The sequence below is a fragment of the Pseudaestuariivita atlantica genome, assembly GCF_001205715.1.
GTDB classification, from domain to species: Bacteria; Pseudomonadota; Alphaproteobacteria; order Rhodobacterales; family Rhodobacteraceae; genus Pseudaestuariivita; species Pseudaestuariivita atlantica.
The window spans coordinates 186800-206012 of the sequence record NZ_AQQZ01000005.1 but is presented as its reverse complement, the minus strand read 5'-3'; the positions used below and the strand labels follow the sequence as shown (position 1 = coordinate 206012).

Here is a 19213-nt window from a genome sequence, read left to right as displayed (position 1 = left end):
ACAGTGGGCACCTCGGAACGTTATAAACAACGAACCGTTCTGCTTTGGAACGGAAGGAAGAGGTCCACATGTTTCGAGCCCCCAAATCCATCGTGATGGGTGTCGCCGCACTGTCGCTGGTCGCCGCCTGCACAGACCCCGCAAGCGTTGACGGCACCGATCCCAACGCCAAGGCCAAGCAGGGCGCGCTTCTGGGCGCCGCAGCGGGCGCGGTCCTCGGCGTCATCTCGGGCGATGACCCGAAAGAGCGCCGCCAGAACGCGATTAAGGGCGCGGCCATCGGCGCGGCCGGTGGTGCGCTGATCGGCAACCAGCTGGACAAGCAGGAAGCGGACCTGCGCCGTGACCTTGGCAACAGCGAGGTCAAGATCGTCAATACCGGCGACCGCCTGATCGTGACGATGCCCAACGACATCCTGTTCGCAACCGACAGCGCGTCGGTGCGCAGCGACCTGCAGCGCGACCTGCGCGCGGTTGCCGGCAACCTTCAGGCCTACCCCAACACCACGGTTCAGGTCGTGGGCCACACCGACAGCACCGGGTCGTCCAGCTACAACTACGACCTGTCCGAACGCCGCGCCAATGCCGTGGCGGCCGTGCTGACCGGGGCGGGCGTGCCTGCCTCGCGCATCCGCACCTTCGGCCGGGGCGAGGACCAGCCGGTCGCGTCCAACGGTACCGCCGAAGGCCGTGCCCAGAACCGCCGGGTCGAAATCGTGATCCTGCCGAACACCTGATCCGCGCTACCGTGACGGCACGCTGATCTCGATCAGGTTGCCGTCCGGATCGCGCAGGTAGATCGACATCAGGGGCCCCGTCGCGCCGGTTCGCGCGACGGGGCCTTCGATTATCGGCACCCCCAGATCGGCGAGCCACATCTGCCAGATGTCGAGCGACGTGTTGGTCAGGAAACACAGGTCTGCCGATCCCGGCATGGCCACGCGCGCCCTTGGTTCGAACTCCGCTCCGGCCACGTGCAGGTTGATCTTCTGCCGCCCGAAGGTCAGCGCGCAGCGGCGTGATCCGTCGGCGGGGCTGAACCACTCCGCCCGGCAGCCCAGCACGTCCTCGTAGAACTCCACGGTGGCGGCCTGGTCCCGCACCGTGAGGACAAGGTGATCGAGCGCGGCAAGCGCGGGCTTGTCCATCCTGCGGGCTCCTGCATAGTCTCGGCCCATGCAAGATGCCCAGCCTGCCGAACGCCGTCAAACCGATCAGATGGATCCCGACCGCGCGCGGGCCCTGCAGGCGACGCTTGGCCAGCAGCCCACCTTGCAGGCGGGCGATGTCGTCCCGCCCTTTTTCCACCAGGTCTATTTCTGGGACGCCCGGCCACCGTCGGATCTGGGCGCGGACGGGCATCCGGCGATCGGTGACGCCGTCATTCCCGACCTCGGCCTGCCGCAACGCATGTGGGCGGGCGGTGCGCTGGACTTCGCGGCCCCCCTGCGCCTTGGAGAGCCCGCCGAAAAGGTGACGATGTGCGAGGCCGTGCAGGAAAAGACCGGCTCAAGCGGGCGGCTTGCCTTCGTCACCCTGCGGCATGACTTCCGGCAAGCGGACCGCGTGTGCGTGACCGAACGCCAGACGCTTGTCTATCGCGAGGACGGTCCCATCGCCGCGCGCGTCCCCAAGCCCGCGGGCCGGGAACCCACGCGGCACGTGCGGGTGGTCCCGGATGCGACCCTGCTCTTTCGCTATTCGGCGCTCACCTTCAACGGGCACCGCATCCACTATGATCCCGAATTCGCCCGCGGGCCGGGCGGCTATGCCGGGCTGGTCGTGCACGGCCCGCTCCTGGCGCAATGGCTGGTGACCCTCGCACAGGAGAGCCTCGGACCGCTCGCGCGGTTCGAATTCCGCGCGGTCTCTCCGCTGATACTGGGGGAGGCGGCGCGGGTCTGCGCCGATGAGGAGGGGTTCTGGGTCGAGGCCGAAGACGGCCGCCTGTGCATGACGGCGTCAGCCGAGCCTCAGTAACCGGTCCCGCGCAGGACCACGCCAACCGTCCGGATCATCACCACGATGTCGGTGCGAAGCGACTGCGCCCGCCAGTACGCGGTGTCGTAGATCGCACGCTCGGCAAAGCTCGTCTCGTTCCGGTCGGAAATCTGCCACAGCCCGGTGATGCCGGGGCGCATCCGGTAATACGCGTCGCCGGGATACAGCGTGCGCTGGTCGACCATCATGGGCCGCGGCCCGACAAGGGACATGTCGCCGATCAGCACGTTCCACAATTGCGGCAGCTCATCGAGAGAGGTCTTGCGGATGATCCGGCCAATCGGCGTGATCCGGGGATCGAACTTCAGCTTCTGGCTGATGTCCCATTCGCGGCGGGCATCGGGATTCTGGCACAGGTAGTCTTCAAGCAGAGCGTCGGCGTTGCGCACCATGCTGCGCAGCTTCCACATCGAGAAGACGCGCCCGTCCTTGCCCAGGCGCTTCTGGCGGTAGAACGGGTTCACACCGTCCATCGCGATGGCGGCGGACAGGATCGTGAGAACGAACAGGACGGGAACGGCCGCGACGAGCACGATGGCGATGTCGATGCCGCGCTTGATGTAGGATTGGTAAAGTTTTGCGCCGGGCAAGGGCGCGGCAGGCGCGGTCGCAAGGCGTGCCACTTCTGCTCCGGTAATCGGCTGGCGAACTTGCAAGGTCAAAACGGGTGCCCTCCGCACGGTGGCTGGATGCGCGAATGGAAGGCCTACCCGATCGCTCACGCGGTGCCGCTGCGGGTTAAATCCCCGAAACGACGGCCAAATCAGCCAGCATGTGCGTGTCAGCAGCGTGACATCCCATCCACGCGTTTAATCAAGCACCAACCCCCCAGTGCCGCGTGTCGTGTGACGAGGTTATCGGCATTTTTCCGCAATTTGGAAGTGTTCTGCGGCGGTGCGGCACGGCGGAGTCTTGCACGTTATGCGTGTGACGGGGGTGACACACTTGATTAATGATCGATGATCTGAACGGCATTCCAAGGGGCGAATCGCGCGGTTCGGTCATGGATGTCCGACCTTTCGCATTGATGCCGTGTCAGGCCCAATCACCGGCAGAACCCTTTGAATGTTGATCTATTCGCCATAATTTGTGCTGCCCTAACGTAAACGGCTTGCATTTTCTTGGTTTTCCCTGGTGAAACGCAGGCCGTTCGGCTGCCGGGTCAGCGCGTCGACAGGTCCTTTCCGACGGACACGTCTAAGCCGAACGCCAGGCTTCGTCGGGCTTGTGACGCGGCGTCAGGGATGGAAAATTCGTCCCAAATTCCCCCGAAAAATATTTGGCCTTGCCCCAATTTCGCCATGTCTGCGTTTCCCAAAACGAAACAATGATCCCGTTCCGGGCATACTTCGTTCAACTTGCAGATTTTCGGCGGCCAAATGAGCCGGAATTCGGGCATCCCGATTCGAATCGGCCCCGGTTTCGCCGCAATGGTTTCGGTGGCTTGCCGGGTCCGCCCCGTCGGGGTAAGCCGCGTCAACTGGCACGGGAGGCAACATGCCGATTCATGCGTATCAGGGCGATCTGCCGGATGACCTTCGTCTCGGTCCGGTCGTTGCGATCGATTGCGAAACGATGGGGCTTAACCCGCACCGCGACCGGCTGTGCGTGGTGCAATTGTCTGACGGGGACGGTTCGGCACACGTGGTCCAGATCGCGCTTGGCCAGACATCGGCGCCCAACCTCGAACGCCTGCTGACGGATCCCGACACGCTCAAGCTGTTCCATTTCGGGCGGTTCGACATCGCCGCGATGCTGAACGCGTTCGGCGTTCTGACCGCCCCGGTCTACTGCACCAAGATCGCGTCCAAGCTGGTGCGCACCTATACCGACCGCCATGGCCTGAAGAACCTCTTGCAGGAGCTTCTGGGCGTCGACATCTCGAAGCAGCAGCAATCCAGCGACTGGGGCGCTGACGCACTGACGCAGGCGCAGCTGGAATATGCCGCGTCCGACGTTCTGTACCTGCATGCCGTGAAGGAAAAGCTGGACGCGATGCTGGCGCGCGAAGGCCGGATGGACCTTGCATCGGCGAGTTTTGACTATCTGCCAACGCGGGCTCGGCTTGATCTTGCCGGTTGGCCCGACATCGACATCTTCGCGCATTGATTATCCGTCGCCGCATGGCAGGTTGATTGTCACTTGCCGGGTTTGACCGCCGCGCCCTTCCCCGAAGCGCGGAAACCGGTCGACACGGCGCCACTCACGGAAAGGCCGGGCCCGGTCCAATGCTCCGCGATGATCTGTACTCCCAAGTCGTTTCTTGGCTGAAAGTGCTGTTGCCGCTTGCGGCGCTGGCGCTGTTGTCGACGCTGTTCATGCTGTCGAGCAAGGTGGAATACGGCGACATCCCCGTGGCGCAGCGCGACCTGGCCAACCGCGCATCCAAGCAGCAGATCACCGCGCCCTATTATACCGGCGCCACCGATGACGGTGCGCTTGTCAGCATGACCGCGACCGCGGCCAAGCCCGACCCCGACGCACCCGGCCGGGTCAGCGCCGACGGATTGTGGACGCGGATCGACCTGTCGGATGGGACGGTCCTGACCTTCCGCGCCGACGCCGCCACCATCGACGAACCCGAGGACCGGGCCGACCTGACCGGCAACGTACGCATCGAAAGCTCCAACGGCTACGTCATGCTGACTGAAGGTCTGCGATCCTCCATGCGCGCGGTCGCCGCGGAATCGATGGGGCCGGTCAAGGCGACCGGACCTGCCGGCAAGCTGGACGCCGGGAAGCTGAAGATCACGGCGGATGACGCATCCGGCGCCGTCCAATTGGTTTTTACAAATGGCGTAAAGTTGGTATACGAACCGGCGACCTGACCGGGGGATGGACGAATGCGTGCGATAGTTATCCTGTGTGCAGTCTTGTGGCCGTTGCTGGCCTCGGCACAGACCAATATCGCCTTTGGCGCCAATGCCGAAAACCAGAATGCCCCGGTCGAAGTTACGGCCGACTCGCTGTCGGTGGACCAGAAGAACGGCACCGCGATCTTCACTGGCAACGTCGTGATCGGGCAGGGGACGCTGCGCCTTGCCGCGCCGCGCGTTCTGGTCGTCTACCGGCAGGACAGCCAGCAGATCTCGCGGCTCGAAGCGACGGGCGGCGTCACGCTGGTTGACGGCGACGACGCGGCCGAGGCGGAAAGCGCCGATTACAACCTCGATACTCGGACCATCGTCATGCAGGGCAGCGTGCTGCTGACGCAGGGGCCAAGCGCCATCACGTCCGACCGGATGGTCGTCAACCTCGACGACAACACCGCGCAGATGACCGGGCGCGTGAAGACGGTTCTGCAGCAGGGCGAGTGATGGCGCATCTCACGGTGACAGAAGGGTCTTCGGGCCTGCGCGTGCAGGGGCTGCGCAAAAGCTATCGCAAGCGCGTCGTGATCCGCGATGTCACGATGGAGCTTGACCGGGGCGAGGTCGTGGCGCTGCTGGGTCCGAACGGATCGGGCAAGACGACGACATTCTATGCCATCGCCGGGCTGGTCTTCCCCGAAGCTGGCCGCGTCACCATCGACGGGCGCGACGTGACCACGCTGCCCATGTACCGCCGAGCCAAGCTGGGCATCGGGTACCTGCCGCAGGAGATGTCGATCTTTCGCGGCATGACCGTGGAAGAGAACATCTCGGCCATCCTCGACATCGCGGTAAAGGACCGCCGCAAGCGGCGCGAACGGCTCGAGGCGCTGCTGTCGGAATTCGCGATCGAGCACTTGCGTCGCGCGCCCGCGCTGGCGCTGTCGGGTGGTGAGCGTCGCCGAGTCGAAATCGCGCGCTGCCTTGCGGCGGACCCGAAATACCTGCTTCTGGACGAACCGTTCGCCGGGGTCGACCCGATCAGCGTCGGGGACATACGGGCCCTTGTCGCGGACCTGAAAAAGCGCGGGATCGGGGTGCTGATTACCGACCACAACGTGCGCGAAACGCTCGAAATCGTGGACCGTGCCTACATCCTGCATGATGGCACGGTGCTGATGACCGGCACGCCCGACGACGTGGTGCAGAACGAGAACGTGCGCCGCGTCTACCTTGGCGACAGCTTCCGCATCTGACGCGGTCGGGCGCGATGACGCCGTCAATTTTCGATAAATTTCCCACGGTCGAGATTGACAGATGGCCAATTCGCGCGCTCAAATACGAGCATGGCGACCGTTCCACAGCCTCCGCGTACATGTTTGACCTTCACCGGGTCGCGCGGGTGCATATCGGGCCGCCACTTCCTCGGCTTCATTCGCAACTGACCGGTCCAATCAGGCCGGTTCACGGGTGAATTGCCTCTCAAGACAAGGAGACGCGCATGCGTTATCAGATCACCGGCAAGCAAATCGACATCGGCGCAGCCCTGCAGGACCACGTGCGCGATGAACTGGGTAGCGTCGTCCAGAAATACGCCGAGCGCCCCACGGATGCGCAGGTGATTTTCTCGAAGAATGCGCACGAATTCGTCTGCGAAGCGACGGTTCACCTGTCGACCGGCCTGACCGCGCAGGCGCGGGCGCACGCGAACGAGATCTATGCCGCGTTCGACGGGTGCGCCGAGAAGATGGAAAAGCAGTTGCGCCGGTACAAAAGGCGGCTGAAGGACCACCACCGCGAACGGCCCGAGCCCGTTGCAATCTCGGAAGCTCCCTCTTATATCCTCGCCGGTGAAGAAGACGCCGGGGAATCGGAACCGGATACGCTTCAGCCTGTGATCGTGGCAGAAACGCAAACTCGTGTCCCGTCCCTGACGGTTGGCGAGGCCGTGATGCAGATGGAGCTTGCCGGGGCGCCAGTGCTGGTGTTTCGCAATGAAAAGAAAGACAGCGTGAACGTCGTTTACCGGCGTGATGATGGTAATATCGGGTGGATCGAGCCGTAGGCGCGCAAGCGCCGCTTCATCCGGCCTCCCGCAAGAAGGATGTGATCAGGCATGGAATTTTCGGATTTGCTCAAGCCCGAAGCCGTCAAGGTCCTGTCAGCGGTGTCCAGCAAGAAACGCCTGATGCACGATGTGGCCGATCTGGCCGAAGCAAGCGGTGAAATCAAAGCCTCGGTGGCTGTTGATGCATTGCTGGAGCGGGAAGCACTGGGTCCGACCGGTGTGGGCAAGGGCGTGGCATTGCCCCACGCCCGCCTCGCCGGTCTGACCGCGGTGCAGGGCGTGTTCATCCTGCTTGAAACGCCGGTGAATTTCGATGCCGTCGATCGCCAGCCCGTGGACCTGGTGTTCGGCCTGTTCGCGCCGGAAGATGCCGGCGTCGAACACCTGAAGGCGCTGGCGCTTGTGTCCCGCACCCTGCGCGATGCGTCCATCTGCAGCAAGCTGCGCGCCAATCCCGATGCGGCCAAGCTGCACGCGATCCTGACCGAGGCGCAGACAACCCAGGCCGCCTGACGCGCGTCAGCCGCGCCAGGGACCGAACCCGAACATCATGTAATCACGGGCATAGGCGTCCTGCGCCTTCTCCTCCAGCGCCGCGTCATAGATGTCGGCCAGCGCGAAGGGCGTGTCGGCCGGCGCTGCGGGGATGTTAGCCGTGCGCTTGCATCCGGCGGCCAGCGCCAACGCGGGCAGGGTCTGGGCCAGTTCCTCTTCGCGCAGAACCGCGTCGGGCAGGACGAAGTCGCCGAACCCCTGCAAGGCGGTCGACTGGCTTTCCCACGCGGCGACCATCCGCGTGCCGCCGCTTCCCGCCAGGCTCAGTTTCACCCAGTCGAGGAACGCCGAGAAGGCGGTGTAATGCGCCTCTTTCGTCCAGTCAGGCCCCGGCGCTTCGGAAGGGATCGGCAGGTCGTGCACGCGGCGCAGGGTCGCGCGGATCTGCGGCATCGATCCCTCTCCGGTGGCGAGGATGCGCGACGTGAAGACGTGGTGCGCGCGGGCCAGCGGATGCCTCAGGACGGTAAAGCTGCGATGGCCGGGCCGCTTGCGTTTCCACTGGCGCAGGGCCTTCTGGTTCATCGAGGCGGGAAGCTCGCTTGCCTCCAACCCGTCGAGCGCGGCCAGCCATGCGCTCACCTCCTCGACCGGACCACCGCGGATCGGCAGGTAAAGCAGGGGCGCCTCGGCCGCCGCGACATAGCTTGGCACGGCGGGCCCCCGGCGGGGTTCGAAATTCGGGGTGCGGGACAAATGGAAGCGGTCAAGTTCGGCCATCGCCGCCTCTGCCTCTTCCATGTTCTCGATCTTGTCACGCAGGGCGCCGGGGTTCTGGCGTTTGAGCGTGGGATCAAGCGCCTCCATCCGCCCGTCGACGCCCAGATAAGCCGCCAGCCCGTTCATCACGTCGACGCGCTGCAGGTCCTCGTAATCGATATAGAACGCCGTCTGGCCACTGGTCTGCAACCGGTTCATCAGCAGGACCTGGAAGGCCTGCAACCGCGCGACATGGGCGCTGAACTCGTCCGGTTCGAACCGGGCCTTGGCCGTCTTGCGCCCGCGGTGATGGGTCAGCTTCCACTGGCCGGTTTCCTGCGCGATCTTCCAGCTGACATAGCTATCCAGCGGATTGCGCGTCAGCACCACCTTGGCGCAGGCCGTGTCGGCCAGAACCGGTTCCAACACGCGCGGGTCGTGGTCGTTGAAATAGCGAAAACCCCCCAGCCCGTCGCTGCGCTCGCGGATCGCGGTCAAAAGCGCGTGCGGATCTGCTTCGCGATCCGCCTGCCGGATGCCAAGGATCTCCTCGCGGTCCGGGTAGCCGATGAAATGGGGATTGAACGCCTCCCCATGGCATTGCAGCCCCGGAATCGCGTTGATGTTGGTTTCGAGGAAGTTGGACCCGGTGCGCATTTCGGCGAACACGACGAAAGAGGTGAAGCGCCCCATCGGTTATTGCACCAGATAGGGTTTGCGGGTTTTGGGCCGCTGCGTCTTTGGCGCGGGATCGATCGGGAAATCGCCCATCAGGTAGGGATGCATGCCCTGGTTCTTGAGGTTCTGCAGGAACTGCCCGAACCCGGCGAGGTCCTTCATCACCGGCGCCTCGGTCAGGCGGCGCCCCGTGGTCTGGCCGATCTCGTCGATGATGGTCTGCAACGGCTCCATCGGCGCTTCGAGAAACTCCGCCATGGTCCACACCCGCACCCGCGCCTTGACGTGCGGCTTGCGCAGGTCGGTCAGCATCGTCGCCTCGATCTGCTGGTACTTGGCCGCCAGCGTCCGGATGTCACCGAAATTGCGGTTGGATTGGAACAGCGGCACCGCCCACGCGCCCGAGATGATCGAGACCTGCGCATTCGGGTCGGTGCCGAGATGCGGCACGATCTTCTGGTTGTCGGCCGGGCCGAACTGGAAACACTGGCGCTCACCCCTCAGGTTCCACGTCAGGTTCGTCAGAAAGCCTTTCGGGTTCATGTCCCGCAACCCGGCGCTGTCGCTCAGCGCACCCTGGATGACCGTCTGGCCGCCGGCGAAATGCGCCCTGTCAGGTGCGAAGAGGTGGCCGTGCACGCCCGCGCCCGTGGTGCGCGCAAGCCACGATTCGAAATCGCTGAAGAGGTCGGCAAAGCCCTGGAAGACGGAATACTTGTCGGCGGTCTGGCCGTTTTCCCATCCGAGGTTCGGAAAGCGCGACTGCATGTAAAGGCCCGGCCGCCCGCGCGTCCGCCGTTCCACCGCGCGGGCAAAGATGCGGTCGATCTTGCCGGGATTGGGTTCCGCCTGCTGCGCGGGGGTCGGCGCGTCGCCAAGGAAGGTGTCGTACAGCCGATCCGCCTGCGGCCAGATCTTGCGCGCGACAAAGCAATCCGACCGGCGCAGAAGCTGCAGGTGGTCGTCGTAGAAGATATGCGGCTTGCCCTGGAAATCGAACTTGGACAGCGTCAGCGACCGGCTTTCGATGTTCACGCCGTACTGGCGCGCCAGCGTCTGGAAATAGCTTTCGTCAGGAATCCAGACGCGGCGGAAGTACCTGTCATACGTGGCGCGGTCGTCGTCTTCGAGGATCGCGCTCAGCGTCTGGCGCGTCAGGCACCACCATTGCGATCCCATATGGGGCACGATCCCGTTGGGGATACGCCGCTTGAACCGCACAAGCCGCTGCAACTCGACGAACCGGTCGAACAGGAACCGCTGCCGTTTCCACGAGAACGGGAAGCGCAGGGTAAAGCGTTCGGCATCCAGCCCGCCAACCGTCCACGGCACGTCCGCCGTCGTGGCGCTTTCGATGAAATCGGTATGCGGACGGTCGGCAAGATAATCCGCCAGTTCCTTGACCGGGCGCAGCGGCAGGCAAGAGCCAGAGGACAGGTAGACATGCCTTACGTCGGCATATTCGTTCAAAAGCAGCGTCGCGGCGTCCTGCGTCCCCGCGACGATCCCCCATCCGCCCCATTCGCAGGCGTGCCGGCGGCTGAAGCGGATCAGGTCCTCGTTGTCGAGCGCCGCGCGGAACGCGTCATGGGTGGGGCGGGGCACGTTCTTGTCGACATGGATCACCACCGGGCACCCGGCGGCGGCCCAGTGGCGTGCGATCTGCTCTGCCCGGTCGAGCGCGGTATGCACCAGCATGACGATGCCCACGTTCATCGTCATGCCCAGTTCCCCTTGGACATCAGGCCCAATATCTCAAGCTGGCGCCAGTTGATGTATTTCTCGGACCACTTGCACCACATGTCCGGGTTGTCGCGCATCTGGTCGGCATAGGCGCGGTATTCGATAGAGGCCGAGTAATGCTCTTTCCGCTCAAGCTCTTCGGTCGCCTTTTCGTGGAACGTGTCGAGGAACTTGGTGTGCAGCAGGATGCCCGAGGCCTTTTCGCCCCCCCATTCGTCGTAGACGAGGTTCAACCCGCGCGGCAGCAGCATGTGGGTGGACGAGGCATAGGCATAGCGCCGATCCCACTTCACCAGCGGAACCTTGTTCAGCGCCGGTGATTTCTCTGGCTGCTCGGGGAAGAACACGCGCGCCCGCGCGCCGCCCTGTATCCACAGGTTGCCGAACCGCTTGTTGCGCTTGATCGTATAATTGCCCGCGTCGAACCAGTTCGCGATGTCGAGCGGGTTCATCCCCTCTTCGAACGGCTGCGCGTCGATCCGGCCCTTGGGATACATGTCCAGCAGCATGGCCGAGAACGACTTGATCGACGAGGCATCCAGCCAGTCCGTCAGCGCCTGGATGGGCCGTGTGTCGCAGAAGGGAAACTGGAAGTATTCGTCGGGATCGACGGTCAGGCACCAATGCCCGTGACCGTGTTTCATCGCGATGCCGTTCAGCCAGTCCACCCCGAAACGCGAGCGTTTGTAGCTGCGATTGGTGTGCCACAGCGACACGTCCGGCTGGTCGCGCAGGTAATCGCCCGATCCGTCGATGCTGCCATTGTCGACGATCAGGAAGTGCTTCACCCCCATGTCGCGATAGTATTTCAGGAAATGCGGCAGGCGGCGGCGCTCGTTCCGCAGGGTCGACAGGACCAGCACGTCCTGCGGGGCAATCTGGCCGGTGCGATCGGCAACAGAAGTCAGCTCGCGCCGTTTGCGAACGGCGCGGATGCGCAGGCGATGCCGTCGAAGCCTCAGCTTATATGACTGCCACGGACGCACGCGTCTCCTCTACACTCGCGCTCCCCGACCAGAATGCAGGGCAGGCGGTATCACGTCCAGCTTAAGACGATCTTGAAATGCGCATCCCATGTGGGCGGGGAATATCCCTGCATCTTGTCGAGATGGGCGCGCCGCGCTGCTCCGGGGTCCTTGGTCAGGCCTTCTATTATACGGCTCCATGCATAACGGTCGTCCGGCTTTGCGTAAACGGGAATGTCGCCAAGGAACTCCCGATAGACAGGCAGATCGGCGCAGACGACAGGAACGCCCAGTTGCGCGGCTTCCAATGGCGGCAGGCCGAAACCTTCGGCATGGCTGGGAAAAAGGAACCCGGCCGACGATGCGATCAGGTCGGCCACGTCCGCGTCGCCCATCCCCTCGGTCTCGACCACGCCTGCCGGTCGCGCGTCGAGCCGCGCGAAGACGTCTTCGTTCTTCCAGCCGCGGCGGCCCAGGACATGCAGGGTCGGTTTCGGGTCGGGCAGGGCGTCCCACACGTCCAGAAGCAGCGCGTGGTTCTTCCGCGGCTCGATCGTGCCAAGCGTCACGAAATGCGGCGGGTCCGCCGCCGGTTCGGCGCGCGGCGGGCCAAGGTCCGCGCCCAGAAGCGCGGTAACGACGGGCGGGACACGTGCCATGTGGCGCGGCAGGCTGCGCGCGGTGTCATCGGAATTCGCGATGACAAGGTCGGCATGGTCCGCCACGCGCGCCAAGAACCCCTTGAACGGCACCACCGTCCCGTCGCGCTGGAATTCCGGGTGGTCGAGCGGGATCGTGTCATGCACCAGCACCGCGATCCGCGCTCCCGGAACGGATCGGACGGCGCGGATGACCCGCGCTGTGAAGTTCGAGTGCCCGGTGTTCAGGTAGGCCGTCCCGGCGGGGAGGTATTGCCGCAACATCTGGCCCAATCGCGCCGGAAGAGCCCGCGCGCTGGCAAGGCGGCGCGCGGTGCGCTCGGCGCGGCGGCGTCCGGGATTGGCGGGCGGGGCGAGCCGCGACCAGAAAGGCAGCGCGTCCCATGCATCGTCGCGGACATGCAAGACCAGTTCGCACAGCGCCTGCTTGTCCAGCAACAGGTACCCCATCGGCGTTCGGACAAGGCCAAAGGCCGGGTCAGCGCCGATTGCCAGCCGTTCGAGATAGGCGAATTCGACCCGGTCGACGCCCGTCAACCGGTGTCCCGCCCGCCGGATCAGCCGGGTGACATCCAGAAGGCGCGCGGGCGGGGGCGCGTTATTTGGTGTAGTGGCCAGTTTGGTGCCATCTCCAGGCATCGCCGATCATCTGCGGCATCGTAGACCGCTTTGGCCGCCACCCCAACTCCTCGACCGCGCGGGTCGAGCCGGAGACAAGCTTGACACAATCCCCGGCGCGGCGCGGTCCCACGCTGTGCGGGACTTCGCGGTTGGTGACCGCGCGGGAGGCATCGACCACCTCGCGCACCGAGAACCCGGTCCCGGTGCCAAGGTTGAACACCCGGCTGCCCTTGCCGTCCTTCAGCCATTTCAGGCCCAGCACATGCGCGTCCACCAGGTCGCAGACATGCACGTAATCGCGGATGCAGGTGCCGTCGGGCGTGTCGTAATCGTCGCCATGCAGGATCAGCGCGTCGCGCTTGCCCTGTATCGCCTCGATCATGGCGGGGATCAGGTGGGTTTCGGGGATATGATGTTCGCCCACTTCCGCGTCCGGATCCGCGCCCGCCACGTTGAAATAACGAAAGATGACCGAGCGCAGTCCATGCGCCGCTTCGAACTCGCGCAGCATGTCCTCGATCGCGCGCTTGGAACTGGCATAGGCGTTGATCGGCTGCTGGGCGCTGTTTTCGTCTAGCACCACGCCGTCCTGATCGCCATAGGTCGCGCAGGTGGAGGAAAAGACGAAGTCGCGGCAACCGTTTTCGACCGCCGCCTCGATCAGGTTGAGCGATCCGCCGACATTGTTGCGCCAGTATTTGCCGGGGTCGGACATGCTTTCCCCGACCTGGCTGAGCGCGGCGAAATGCATGACGGCTGCCGGGCGGACCTTGGCAAAGACCTCGTCCAGCCGCGCGCGGTCCAGAAGGTCGCCGCGTTCGAAGGGGCCGAACTTGACCGCGTCTTCCCACCCGGTCGAGCAATTGTCGAAGGTGACGGGCGTATATCCCGCCTGTGCCAGCGCCTTGCAGGCGTGAGAGCCGATATAGCCCGCCCCGCCCGTCACAAGGATATTCGTCATGTTCAGGTGTCCCGCGCGCGTCCGATCACTCGGCCGCTTTTTCCGAGGCCATGATCTCGTGCAGGTAGCGCGACAGGTCGTCTTTCAGATCGTCCCGCGACAGGCCGAACGCGACAGTGGCCTGCAGGAAGCCCGCTTTCGATCCGCAATCGAACCGCTGGCCGGCAAAGCGATAGCCGTAGACCGAGCGTTCCTCGTTGATTTCCTGCGCGATGGCGTCGGTCAGCTGGATCTCGCCCCCCGCGCCGGATTTCAGGCGGTTGAGGTTGCGCAGCACATCGGGTGTCAGGATGTAGCGGCCGATCACGGCGAGGTTCGACGGTTCGGTGCCGGGCGCGGGTTTCTCGACCATGCCGTTCACCGACACCATCGATCCCATGTCTTCCTTGATGTCGAGAACACCGTAGGCCGACGCCTTGGCCTTGGGCACTTCCATCGCGGCGACCATGCAGCCGCCGGTTTCGGCATGCGCCTCAACCATCTGTTGCAGGCAGGGCTTGTCGGCTGCGATCACGTCGTCGGGCAGGATGACGGCAAAGGGTTCATTACCGATCAGGCGACGGGCGCACCAGACGGCGTGACCAAGCCCAAGCGCCTTGTGCTGGCGCAGGTAGGCGATGGCACCGGAATCCATGTTGGTGTTCTTCAGCACCTCCAGAAGGTCGTCCTTGCCCTTCTTGCGCAGCTCGTTTTCCAGTTGCGGGGCGTGGTCGAAATAATCCTCCAGCGCGCCCTTGCCGCGCGAGGTCACGAAGATGAATTCCTTGATCCCCGCGGCGCGTGCTTCGTCGATCGCGTACTGGATCAGGGGCCGGTCGACGAGGGTCATGATCTCCTTCGGCACCGACTTGGTCGCAGGCAGAAACCTTGTACCCAGGCCGGCGACGGGAAAGATCGCCTTTGAAACTTTGCTACGCATCCGCTTTTCGCTCCGATCTGCTCTCAACGCCCGTGTTGTCCCACACGGTGCTGTGTTGGCATATACAGTATAAGGATTGCTTCAAGATATGAAGAAAATGCGGCATTTACCGGATTGTTCCCGGTTTCAGGCCAAAATACCGCGTTGTGGCGAGATTCTGCGGGTCTCTTTTTCCACGCGGGAGGCAAATCCGCATACCCGGAACAAGGGCTGATCGCGGTCGCTGCGACCGAACAGGCCGCCCGTCTGCAGCCAGATGCCCGGCTCCACGAACCGGACCCGGTGGTAAAGCGCGGTGGGCGACAGGCAGAAAACCGTCACGCGGCGCCCTTCTTCGACCGCCCTCGCGGCCTGTTCCATCAGCGCGCCGCGCTGCCACGACCGCCCGGACAGGACAAGCGGCGGCGTATCCGCAAGGCGCGGTATCGGCTGAAAGGGCCGCGCGGCATGGGGCAACGCCGGCAGCGTCTCCAACGCGCGGGCCTCGCCTTCTTCGAACCCGGTATCGAAACTGTGCAGGATGCGCTGCAGGCCCCACGGGTCGAGCGGGCCGGTGACCATGTGCCGCAACAGCCGCCTGCGCTGATCGCCGCGCATGCGGGCGCGCGCGGCGTCGATCTGGTGCCGTGGCGCGTGGCGGCGCAGGAAAACCGCAAGGCTCGCGCCGATCTGCGTCATGTCGGTCGGCACGCGGCTTGCGTTGCGGGTGGCGTTGGCGAGGTAGCCGTGATGCACCTCGGCCAGTGGCACGATGGCGGTTTCGCCTCCTCTGGCCGCGAGCCGCATCACGAGGTCGGTCTCGTCAAGGTAATAGCGATAGGCGGGGTCGAACCCGCCCAGTTCCGCCAGCGTGGCGCGGCGGAAGGCCATGTTCGTCCCCTCGACCTTGATCGCCTGCGTGGGCGACGGCGAAAGCGCCGTGGGGGTATCGCCGTCCAGCGCGATTGGAACCGTCGCGCCGGTGCGGTCGACGCTTTGCGCCCGCCACTGGTACGAAATGCCGTTTCGTCCCCGGACGTAGCCACCCGCGGCGTGGATCGTGTCGGACTCTTCGAACGGTGCGCACAGGTGGCGCAGCCACGTGGGTTCGGGCACCGCGTCGTCGTCGATGAATGCCACGACGTCGCCCGCTGCCTGCTCGACCCCCAGATTGCGCGCGACCGAGATGTTGGGCTCGTCGAAGGCCACCGCCTTGATTTGGCCGGTCCGCCCGGTCCTGTCCTCCCACGCAGTCAGCGCCGCCAGACCGGGACGGTCGGCGACCACGACGATTTCGAACGACGGATGATCCTGCTGCACCAGCCCGGTGAGGCAGAGGGTCAGCGCCCCAGCGCGCCCACGGCTGACAACCACCACGCTTGCGGGAAGGGTTGCCATGCCGCGCGGCTCCGGTTCAGCTTTCCTGCAGCGTCACGCCGGGCGCATGCGCGATGAAGAACGGGTTGGCGTAGGTGTCCTTTCCGTAGCGCAGGGGCGTCAGGTCGTCGAACCGGACGACCTCGCCACCGGCACCGGCCAGCACGGCGTGGCCCGCGGCCGTATCCCACTCCATCGTGCGGCCAAGGCGCGGGTAGATGTCGGCCTCACCAGTGGCGACAAGGCAGAATTTCAGCGACGATCCCGCGCTTTTCATGTCCTTGACGGCGTACTTGTTGATGTAGTCGTCCGTCGCCTGATCGCGGTGCGATTTCGAGGCAACGACCATCAGCGCGGCATTGTCGCTGTCCGCGACCGAGATGGGCGAGGTCGCGCCGGGTGCCGCCTTGTCGAATGGTCCGGTTTCCTCGACCGACTGGCCGTCGGCGGTGGTATAGAACAGGCGGTTCCTTGCGGGTGCGTACACCACGCCACGGGTCGGCACGCCGTTTTCCACCAGCGCGATATTGACGGTGAAATCGCCGCGGCGGTGGATGAACTCCTTGGTGCCGTCCAGCGGATCGACGATCAGGAACGTGTCGCCCGACTGCGTGTGCGACGCGGCCTGCTCTTCGGTCACCAGCATCACGTCGGGAAAGGCGGCGCGCAATCCGGCGGAAATCAGCGCGTCGGCGGCTTCGTCGGCGGCGGTGACCGGGCTTTCGTCGGATTTCACCTTCACGTCGAAATCGTCGGAATTGTAGATTTCCATGATCACGTCGCCCGCTTCGAGGGCGAGGCGGCGCATGGTATCGACCAATGCTGTGTAGTCCAAAAATGTCACTCCCTGTGGGAAAGCCCGGACACGCTCCGGGGCGGAATTGATCTGAACCCGCGTGCCCCTTATGCTGCGCGCTTAAGGGGACGGCAAGATTTCCCTGTCAAATCCCATCCCCGCACAGGGTGAGAGGCAGATGTTTGAGCGAACGGACAAACGGCATTCCACGCTGACGACGGTCGTCGGCATGCTGGAGCTCATCTACCATTCCATCGTGCGCGACATCCGGAAGACGCACGGCAATCCGTTGATGTCGCTTTTCATCAACATGATGCAGACGATCCTGCTGGTCGTCGCGTTCTACTTCATGTTCACGATCCTCAGCATTCGCGGTTCGGCGATCCGGGGCGACTTCCTGATCTACGTGATGTCGGGCATCTTCCTTTACATGACCCACACCAAGGCGATGGGCGCGGTGGCCGGGTCCGAGGGGCCCGCCTCACCCATGATGCAGCACGCGCCGATGAACACGATGGTGGCGATCCTGTCGGCGGCGCTGGGCTCCCTTTATATCCAGCTTCTGTCGATGTTCCTTGTGCTGTTCATCTACCACGTGGCCTTCACCCCGTTCGAGATCGAGGATCCGATCGGATGCCTCGCCATGGTGCTCCTGGCGTGGTTCACGGGATGCGCGCTGGGCCTTGTGGTGCTTGCGGCCAAGCCGTGGGCTCCGACCGTCGTCAACATCATCTCGACAGTCTATCAGCGCGCCAACATGATCGCGTCGGGCAAGATGTTCGTGGCCAACACCCTGCCGCCCTTCATGCTGGCGATGTTCGACTGGAACCCGCTGTTCCACGCCATCGACCAGTCGCGCGGCTTTGCCTTCATCAACTACAACCCGCGGAATTCCTCCATTGAATATCCGCTGACAGTGGGCATCATCCTGTTGATGATCGGCCTGATGGCCGAATTCTACACACGGAAGAAGGTGTCCGCCTCATGGTCCGCGCGCGGCTGATCCTGTCCCTTGTCCTGCTGGTGTGGAGCGCCGCTGCCGCCACCGCGCAAACCGCCTTGCCCGCCCTGTTCGACGTCGCGAACGTCGCGTCGGACGACGTGTTGAACATACGCGCCGCCCCGTCTTCGGGCGCGCCCATCGTCGGTGCCCTGTCGTTCGCCGCCCGCAATGTCGAAGTGGTGGAGACAAGCGCCGATGGCCGCTGGGGCCGGGTCAATACCGGCGAGCAATCGGGCTGGGCGCATCTGTCTTTCCTGTCCCGCGTGCCAGGCCAGCCGGATAGCGACCTGCCGCAGCCGCTGACCTGCTTCGGGACGGAACCGTTCTGGTCGCTCACCCTTGAGGCGGGCGAAGCGGGGCTCAGCACGCCGGGCGACGTGGTCGGGTTCGACATCCTGACGACGCAGCGCGCCTCCGGCCGGACCGACCGTTATTCCTTCATCGCCACCCAAGTTCTGCGCGACCTGCACGGCGTCGTGCGGCGCGAGATGTGCAATGACGGGATGTCGGACCGGGCCTATGGCCTTGATGTGGACCTGATCGTGTTGCGCGGTGGCCAGGCGGTACAGCTGAGCGGCTGCTGCTCGGTCGCGCTTCAGTGACCGCTGCCGTCGGCGGGCGGTGACACGACGCGCAGGGTGAGGTTGATCCGCCCGCCCCGGGGCAACAGTGTCGATGACCCGAACCGCAGGCGATCCACGCCGTGATACTTCAGCCGCGCCGGACCGCCCATCACCACCACGTCCCCCGATTTCAGCCAGATCGACTCGGTCTTGCCGCCCCGCTCGGACCCGCCCATGCGGAACAGCGCCTCGTCCCCAAGGGACACCGACACGACCGGCCACGAGAAATCGCCCTCGTCATGGTCGCGGTGCATGCCCATCCGCGCGCCCTCGCCGTAATAGTTCACAAGGCAGCAATCCGGCGTGCGGTCGAGCGACGTGACATCCTGCCAGAGCTTCAGGATCGCGGACGGGATCGGGGGCCATTCCACGCCCGATGGATGGGTCGCCTCGTACCTGTATCCGCGGCGGTCCGTGACCCATCCAAGGCGCCCGGCGCTTGTCATCCGAACAGACATCTTCCGACCCGACGGCGTCTGTGGCTGAACGAACGGCGCGACGCTCGCAACCTGCCGGATATCCTCGACCATCGCGGCCTGCGCCGACCGGTCCAGGTACCCCTGGAACACAACGAAATCTCGCACCGTGACGGGTGCCATGCTGTCCCCTTTCCATGCCTGTCGGCAAATGTGACTAATTTGCCGCAAACTGTTGCCCGCGCCGGTTGCAGGGCAAGTTTGGCCTCCTTATATACGCCCGGACGCTGGCAGTGGGCCATGGCCGCACTGTCATTCACCATTCGGGGGGTCAGGATGC

At 64.5% G+C, this 19213-nt stretch carries 21 protein-coding genes; 10 read left to right on the top strand and 11 right to left on the bottom strand.

Features of this window, described 5'->3' with window-relative positions; genetic code table 11:
- The first annotated feature begins 68 nt into the window (after positions 1–68).
- Positions 69–737 (top strand): YiaD family glycine zipper/OmpA-like lipoprotein, encoded by a 669-nt coding sequence (locus tag ATO11_RS13010; RefSeq protein ID WP_050531324.1) that lies wholly within the window; start codon positions 69–71, stop codon positions 735–737.
- A 6-nt stretch (positions 738–743) separates the two neighbouring features.
- On the opposite strand, the gene ATO11_RS13005 is transcribed toward ATO11_RS13010, so the two are convergent.
- Positions 744–1148 (bottom strand): VOC family protein, encoded by a 405-nt coding sequence (locus ATO11_RS13005; protein ID WP_050531323.1) that lies wholly within the window; start codon positions 1146–1148, stop codon positions 744–746.
- Between the two features lie 28 nt (positions 1149–1176).
- On the opposite strand from ATO11_RS13005, the gene ATO11_RS13000 reads away from it, so the two are divergent.
- The gene (locus ATO11_RS13000; RefSeq protein WP_050531322.1) at positions 1177–1980 is read left to right on the top strand and encodes an HTD2 family dehydratase; all 804 of its coding nucleotides are present in this window, start codon (positions 1177–1179) and stop codon (positions 1978–1980) included.
- Here the strand turns inward: ATO11_RS13000 and ATO11_RS12995 are convergent.
- Complete coding sequence (locus tag ATO11_RS12995) at positions 1974–2663, bottom strand: sugar transferase (RefSeq protein ID WP_050531321.1); 690 nt, start codon at positions 2661–2663, stop codon at positions 1974–1976. The two genes, ATO11_RS13000 and ATO11_RS12995, sit on opposite strands and share 7 nt — an antisense overlap.
- A gap of 835 nt (positions 2664–3498) precedes the next feature.
- Between ATO11_RS12995 and ATO11_RS12985 the strand changes: the two genes are divergently transcribed.
- The 6 genes from ATO11_RS12985 to ATO11_RS12960 all read left to right on the top strand — a co-directional run bounded on the left by ATO11_RS12985 (position 3499) and on the right by ATO11_RS12960 (position 7392).
- Positions 3499–4110, top strand: coding sequence for a ribonuclease D (locus ATO11_RS12985; RefSeq protein ID WP_050531319.1), 612 nt, complete (start codon positions 3499–3501; stop codon positions 4108–4110).
- Positions 4111–4274: 164 nt separating this feature from the next.
- Positions 4275–4829, top strand: a complete 555-nt coding sequence (gene lptC / locus ATO11_RS12980) for an LPS export ABC transporter periplasmic protein LptC (RefSeq protein ID WP_050531318.1) — start codon at positions 4275–4277, stop codon at positions 4827–4829.
- 15 nt (positions 4830–4844) lie between these two features.
- Entirely contained in the window at positions 4845–5318 is a 474-nt protein-coding gene (gene lptA / locus ATO11_RS12975) for a lipopolysaccharide transport periplasmic protein LptA (RefSeq protein ID WP_050531317.1), read from the top strand.
- The gene (gene lptB / locus ATO11_RS12970; protein ID WP_050531316.1) at positions 5318–6067 is read left to right on the top strand and encodes an LPS export ABC transporter ATP-binding protein; all 750 of its coding nucleotides are present in this window, start codon (positions 5318–5320) and stop codon (positions 6065–6067) included. Before lptA ends, lptB begins: the two co-directional genes overlap by 1 nt.
- 245 nt (positions 6068–6312) lie before the next feature.
- On the top strand, positions 6313–6876 hold the full coding sequence (gene hpf, locus ATO11_RS12965; protein ID WP_050531315.1) for a ribosome hibernation-promoting factor, HPF/YfiA family: 564 nt from the start codon (positions 6313–6315) through the stop codon (positions 6874–6876).
- A gap of 51 nt (positions 6877–6927) precedes the next feature.
- Positions 6928–7392, top strand: coding sequence for a PTS sugar transporter subunit IIA (locus tag ATO11_RS12960; protein ID WP_050531314.1), 465 nt, complete (start codon positions 6928–6930; stop codon positions 7390–7392).
- Between the two features lie 6 nt (positions 7393–7398).
- Here ATO11_RS12960 and ATO11_RS12955 read toward each other — a convergent pair whose 3' ends face one another.
- From ATO11_RS12955 to cysQ, 8 genes are all read right to left on the bottom strand, one after another.
- Positions 7399–8826 (bottom strand): nodulation protein NodH, encoded by a 1428-nt coding sequence (locus tag ATO11_RS12955; protein ID WP_050531313.1) that lies wholly within the window; start codon positions 8824–8826, stop codon positions 7399–7401.
- 3 nt (positions 8827–8829) lie between these two features.
- Entirely contained in the window at positions 8830–10527 is a 1698-nt protein-coding gene (locus ATO11_RS12950; RefSeq protein WP_050531410.1) for a DUF5927 domain-containing protein, read from the bottom strand.
- Between the two features lie 2 nt (positions 10528–10529).
- Positions 10530–11540, bottom strand: coding sequence for a glycosyltransferase family 2 protein (locus tag ATO11_RS12945; protein WP_110553677.1), 1011 nt, complete (start codon positions 11538–11540; stop codon positions 10530–10532).
- 50 nt (positions 11541–11590) lie between these two features.
- On the bottom strand, positions 11591–12817 hold the full coding sequence (locus ATO11_RS12940) for a glycosyltransferase family 4 protein (RefSeq protein ID WP_050531312.1): 1227 nt from the start codon (positions 12815–12817) through the stop codon (positions 11591–11593).
- Positions 12777–13760, bottom strand: a complete 984-nt coding sequence (gene galE / locus ATO11_RS12935) for a UDP-glucose 4-epimerase GalE (RefSeq protein WP_050531311.1) — start codon at positions 13758–13760, stop codon at positions 12777–12779. The genes ATO11_RS12940 and galE overlap by 41 nt, the downstream gene beginning before the upstream one ends.
- A gap of 25 nt (positions 13761–13785) precedes the next feature.
- Positions 13786–14679: a UTP--glucose-1-phosphate uridylyltransferase GalU gene (galU, locus tag ATO11_RS12930; protein WP_050531310.1), complete on the bottom strand. Its 894-nt coding sequence runs from the start codon at positions 14677–14679 to the stop codon at positions 13786–13788.
- Positions 14680–14805: 126 nt separating this feature from the next.
- Positions 14806–16056 (bottom strand): glycosyltransferase family 2 protein, encoded by a 1251-nt coding sequence (locus tag ATO11_RS12925; RefSeq protein WP_050531309.1) that lies wholly within the window; start codon positions 16054–16056, stop codon positions 14806–14808.
- 16 nt (positions 16057–16072) lie between these two features.
- Complete coding sequence (gene cysQ / locus ATO11_RS12920; RefSeq protein WP_110553694.1) at positions 16073–16843, bottom strand: 3'(2'),5'-bisphosphate nucleotidase CysQ; 771 nt, start codon at positions 16841–16843, stop codon at positions 16073–16075.
- A gap of 166 nt (positions 16844–17009) precedes the next feature.
- Here cysQ and ATO11_RS12915 point away from each other — a divergent pair, with 166 nt between their 5' ends.
- A complete protein-coding gene (locus ATO11_RS12915; protein WP_050531307.1) occupies positions 17010–17834 on the top strand; it encodes an ABC transporter permease in 825 nt (274 codons plus the stop codon).
- The gene (locus ATO11_RS12910) at positions 17816–18436 is read left to right on the top strand and encodes a COG3650 family protein (protein ID WP_050531306.1); all 621 of its coding nucleotides are present in this window, start codon (positions 17816–17818) and stop codon (positions 18434–18436) included. The genes ATO11_RS12915 and ATO11_RS12910 overlap by 19 nt, the downstream gene beginning before the upstream one ends.
- On the opposite strand, the gene ATO11_RS12905 is transcribed toward ATO11_RS12910, so the two are convergent.
- Positions 18430–19056: an alpha-ketoglutarate-dependent dioxygenase AlkB family protein gene (locus tag ATO11_RS12905; RefSeq protein WP_050531305.1), complete on the bottom strand. Its 627-nt coding sequence runs from the start codon at positions 19054–19056 to the stop codon at positions 18430–18432. The two genes, ATO11_RS12910 and ATO11_RS12905, sit on opposite strands and share 7 nt — an antisense overlap.
- Positions 19057–19213: the final 157 nt, after the last annotated feature.

What these genes read in the sequence shown, in the direction of transcription:
- ATO11_RS13010 (WP_050531324.1), top strand. Translation starts at nt 69, where the DNA reads ATGTTTCGAGCCCCCAAATCCATCGTGATGGGTGTCGCCGCACTGTCG.
- ATO11_RS13005 (WP_050531323.1), bottom strand. Translation starts at nt 1,148, where the DNA reads ATGGACAAGCCCGCGCTTGCCGCGCTCGATCACCTTGTCCTCACGGTG.
- ATO11_RS13000 (WP_050531322.1), top strand. Translation starts at nt 1,177, where the DNA reads ATGCAAGATGCCCAGCCTGCCGAACGCCGTCAAACCGATCAGATGGAT.
- ATO11_RS12985 (WP_050531319.1), top strand. Translation starts at nt 3,499, where the DNA reads ATGCCGATTCATGCGTATCAGGGCGATCTGCCGGATGACCTTCGTCTC.
- lptA (WP_050531317.1), top strand. Translation starts at nt 4,845, where the DNA reads ATGCGTGCGATAGTTATCCTGTGTGCAGTCTTGTGGCCGTTGCTGGCC.
- lptB (WP_050531316.1), top strand. Translation starts at nt 5,318, where the DNA reads ATGGCGCATCTCACGGTGACAGAAGGGTCTTCGGGCCTGCGCGTGCAG.
- hpf (WP_050531315.1), top strand. Translation starts at nt 6,313, where the DNA reads ATGCGTTATCAGATCACCGGCAAGCAAATCGACATCGGCGCAGCCCTG.
- ATO11_RS12960 (WP_050531314.1), top strand. Translation starts at nt 6,928, where the DNA reads ATGGAATTTTCGGATTTGCTCAAGCCCGAAGCCGTCAAGGTCCTGTCA.
- ATO11_RS12955 (WP_050531313.1), bottom strand. Translation starts at nt 8,826, where the DNA reads ATGGGGCGCTTCACCTCTTTCGTCGTGTTCGCCGAAATGCGCACCGGG.
- ATO11_RS12950 (WP_050531410.1), bottom strand. Translation starts at nt 10,527, where the DNA reads ATGAACGTGGGCATCGTCATGCTGGTGCATACCGCGCTCGACCGGGCA.
- ATO11_RS12940 (WP_050531312.1), bottom strand. Translation starts at nt 12,817, where the DNA reads ATGCCTGGAGATGGCACCAAACTGGCCACTACACCAAATAACGCGCCC.
- galE (WP_050531311.1), bottom strand. Translation starts at nt 13,760, where the DNA reads ATGACGAATATCCTTGTGACGGGCGGGGCGGGCTATATCGGCTCTCAC.
- galU (WP_050531310.1), bottom strand. Translation starts at nt 14,679, where the DNA reads ATGCGTAGCAAAGTTTCAAAGGCGATCTTTCCCGTCGCCGGCCTGGGT.
- ATO11_RS12925 (WP_050531309.1), bottom strand. Translation starts at nt 16,056, where the DNA reads ATGGCAACCCTTCCCGCAAGCGTGGTGGTTGTCAGCCGTGGGCGCGCT.
- cysQ (WP_110553694.1), bottom strand. Translation starts at nt 16,843, where the DNA reads ATGCGCCGCCTCGCCCTCGAAGCGGGCGACGTGATCATGGAAATCTAC.
- ATO11_RS12915 (WP_050531307.1), top strand. Translation starts at nt 17,010, where the DNA reads ATGTTTGAGCGAACGGACAAACGGCATTCCACGCTGACGACGGTCGTC.
- ATO11_RS12910 (WP_050531306.1), top strand. Translation starts at nt 17,816, where the DNA reads ATGGTCCGCGCGCGGCTGATCCTGTCCCTTGTCCTGCTGGTGTGGAGC.
- ATO11_RS12905 (WP_050531305.1), bottom strand. Translation starts at nt 19,056, where the DNA reads ATGGCACCCGTCACGGTGCGAGATTTCGTTGTGTTCCAGGGGTACCTG.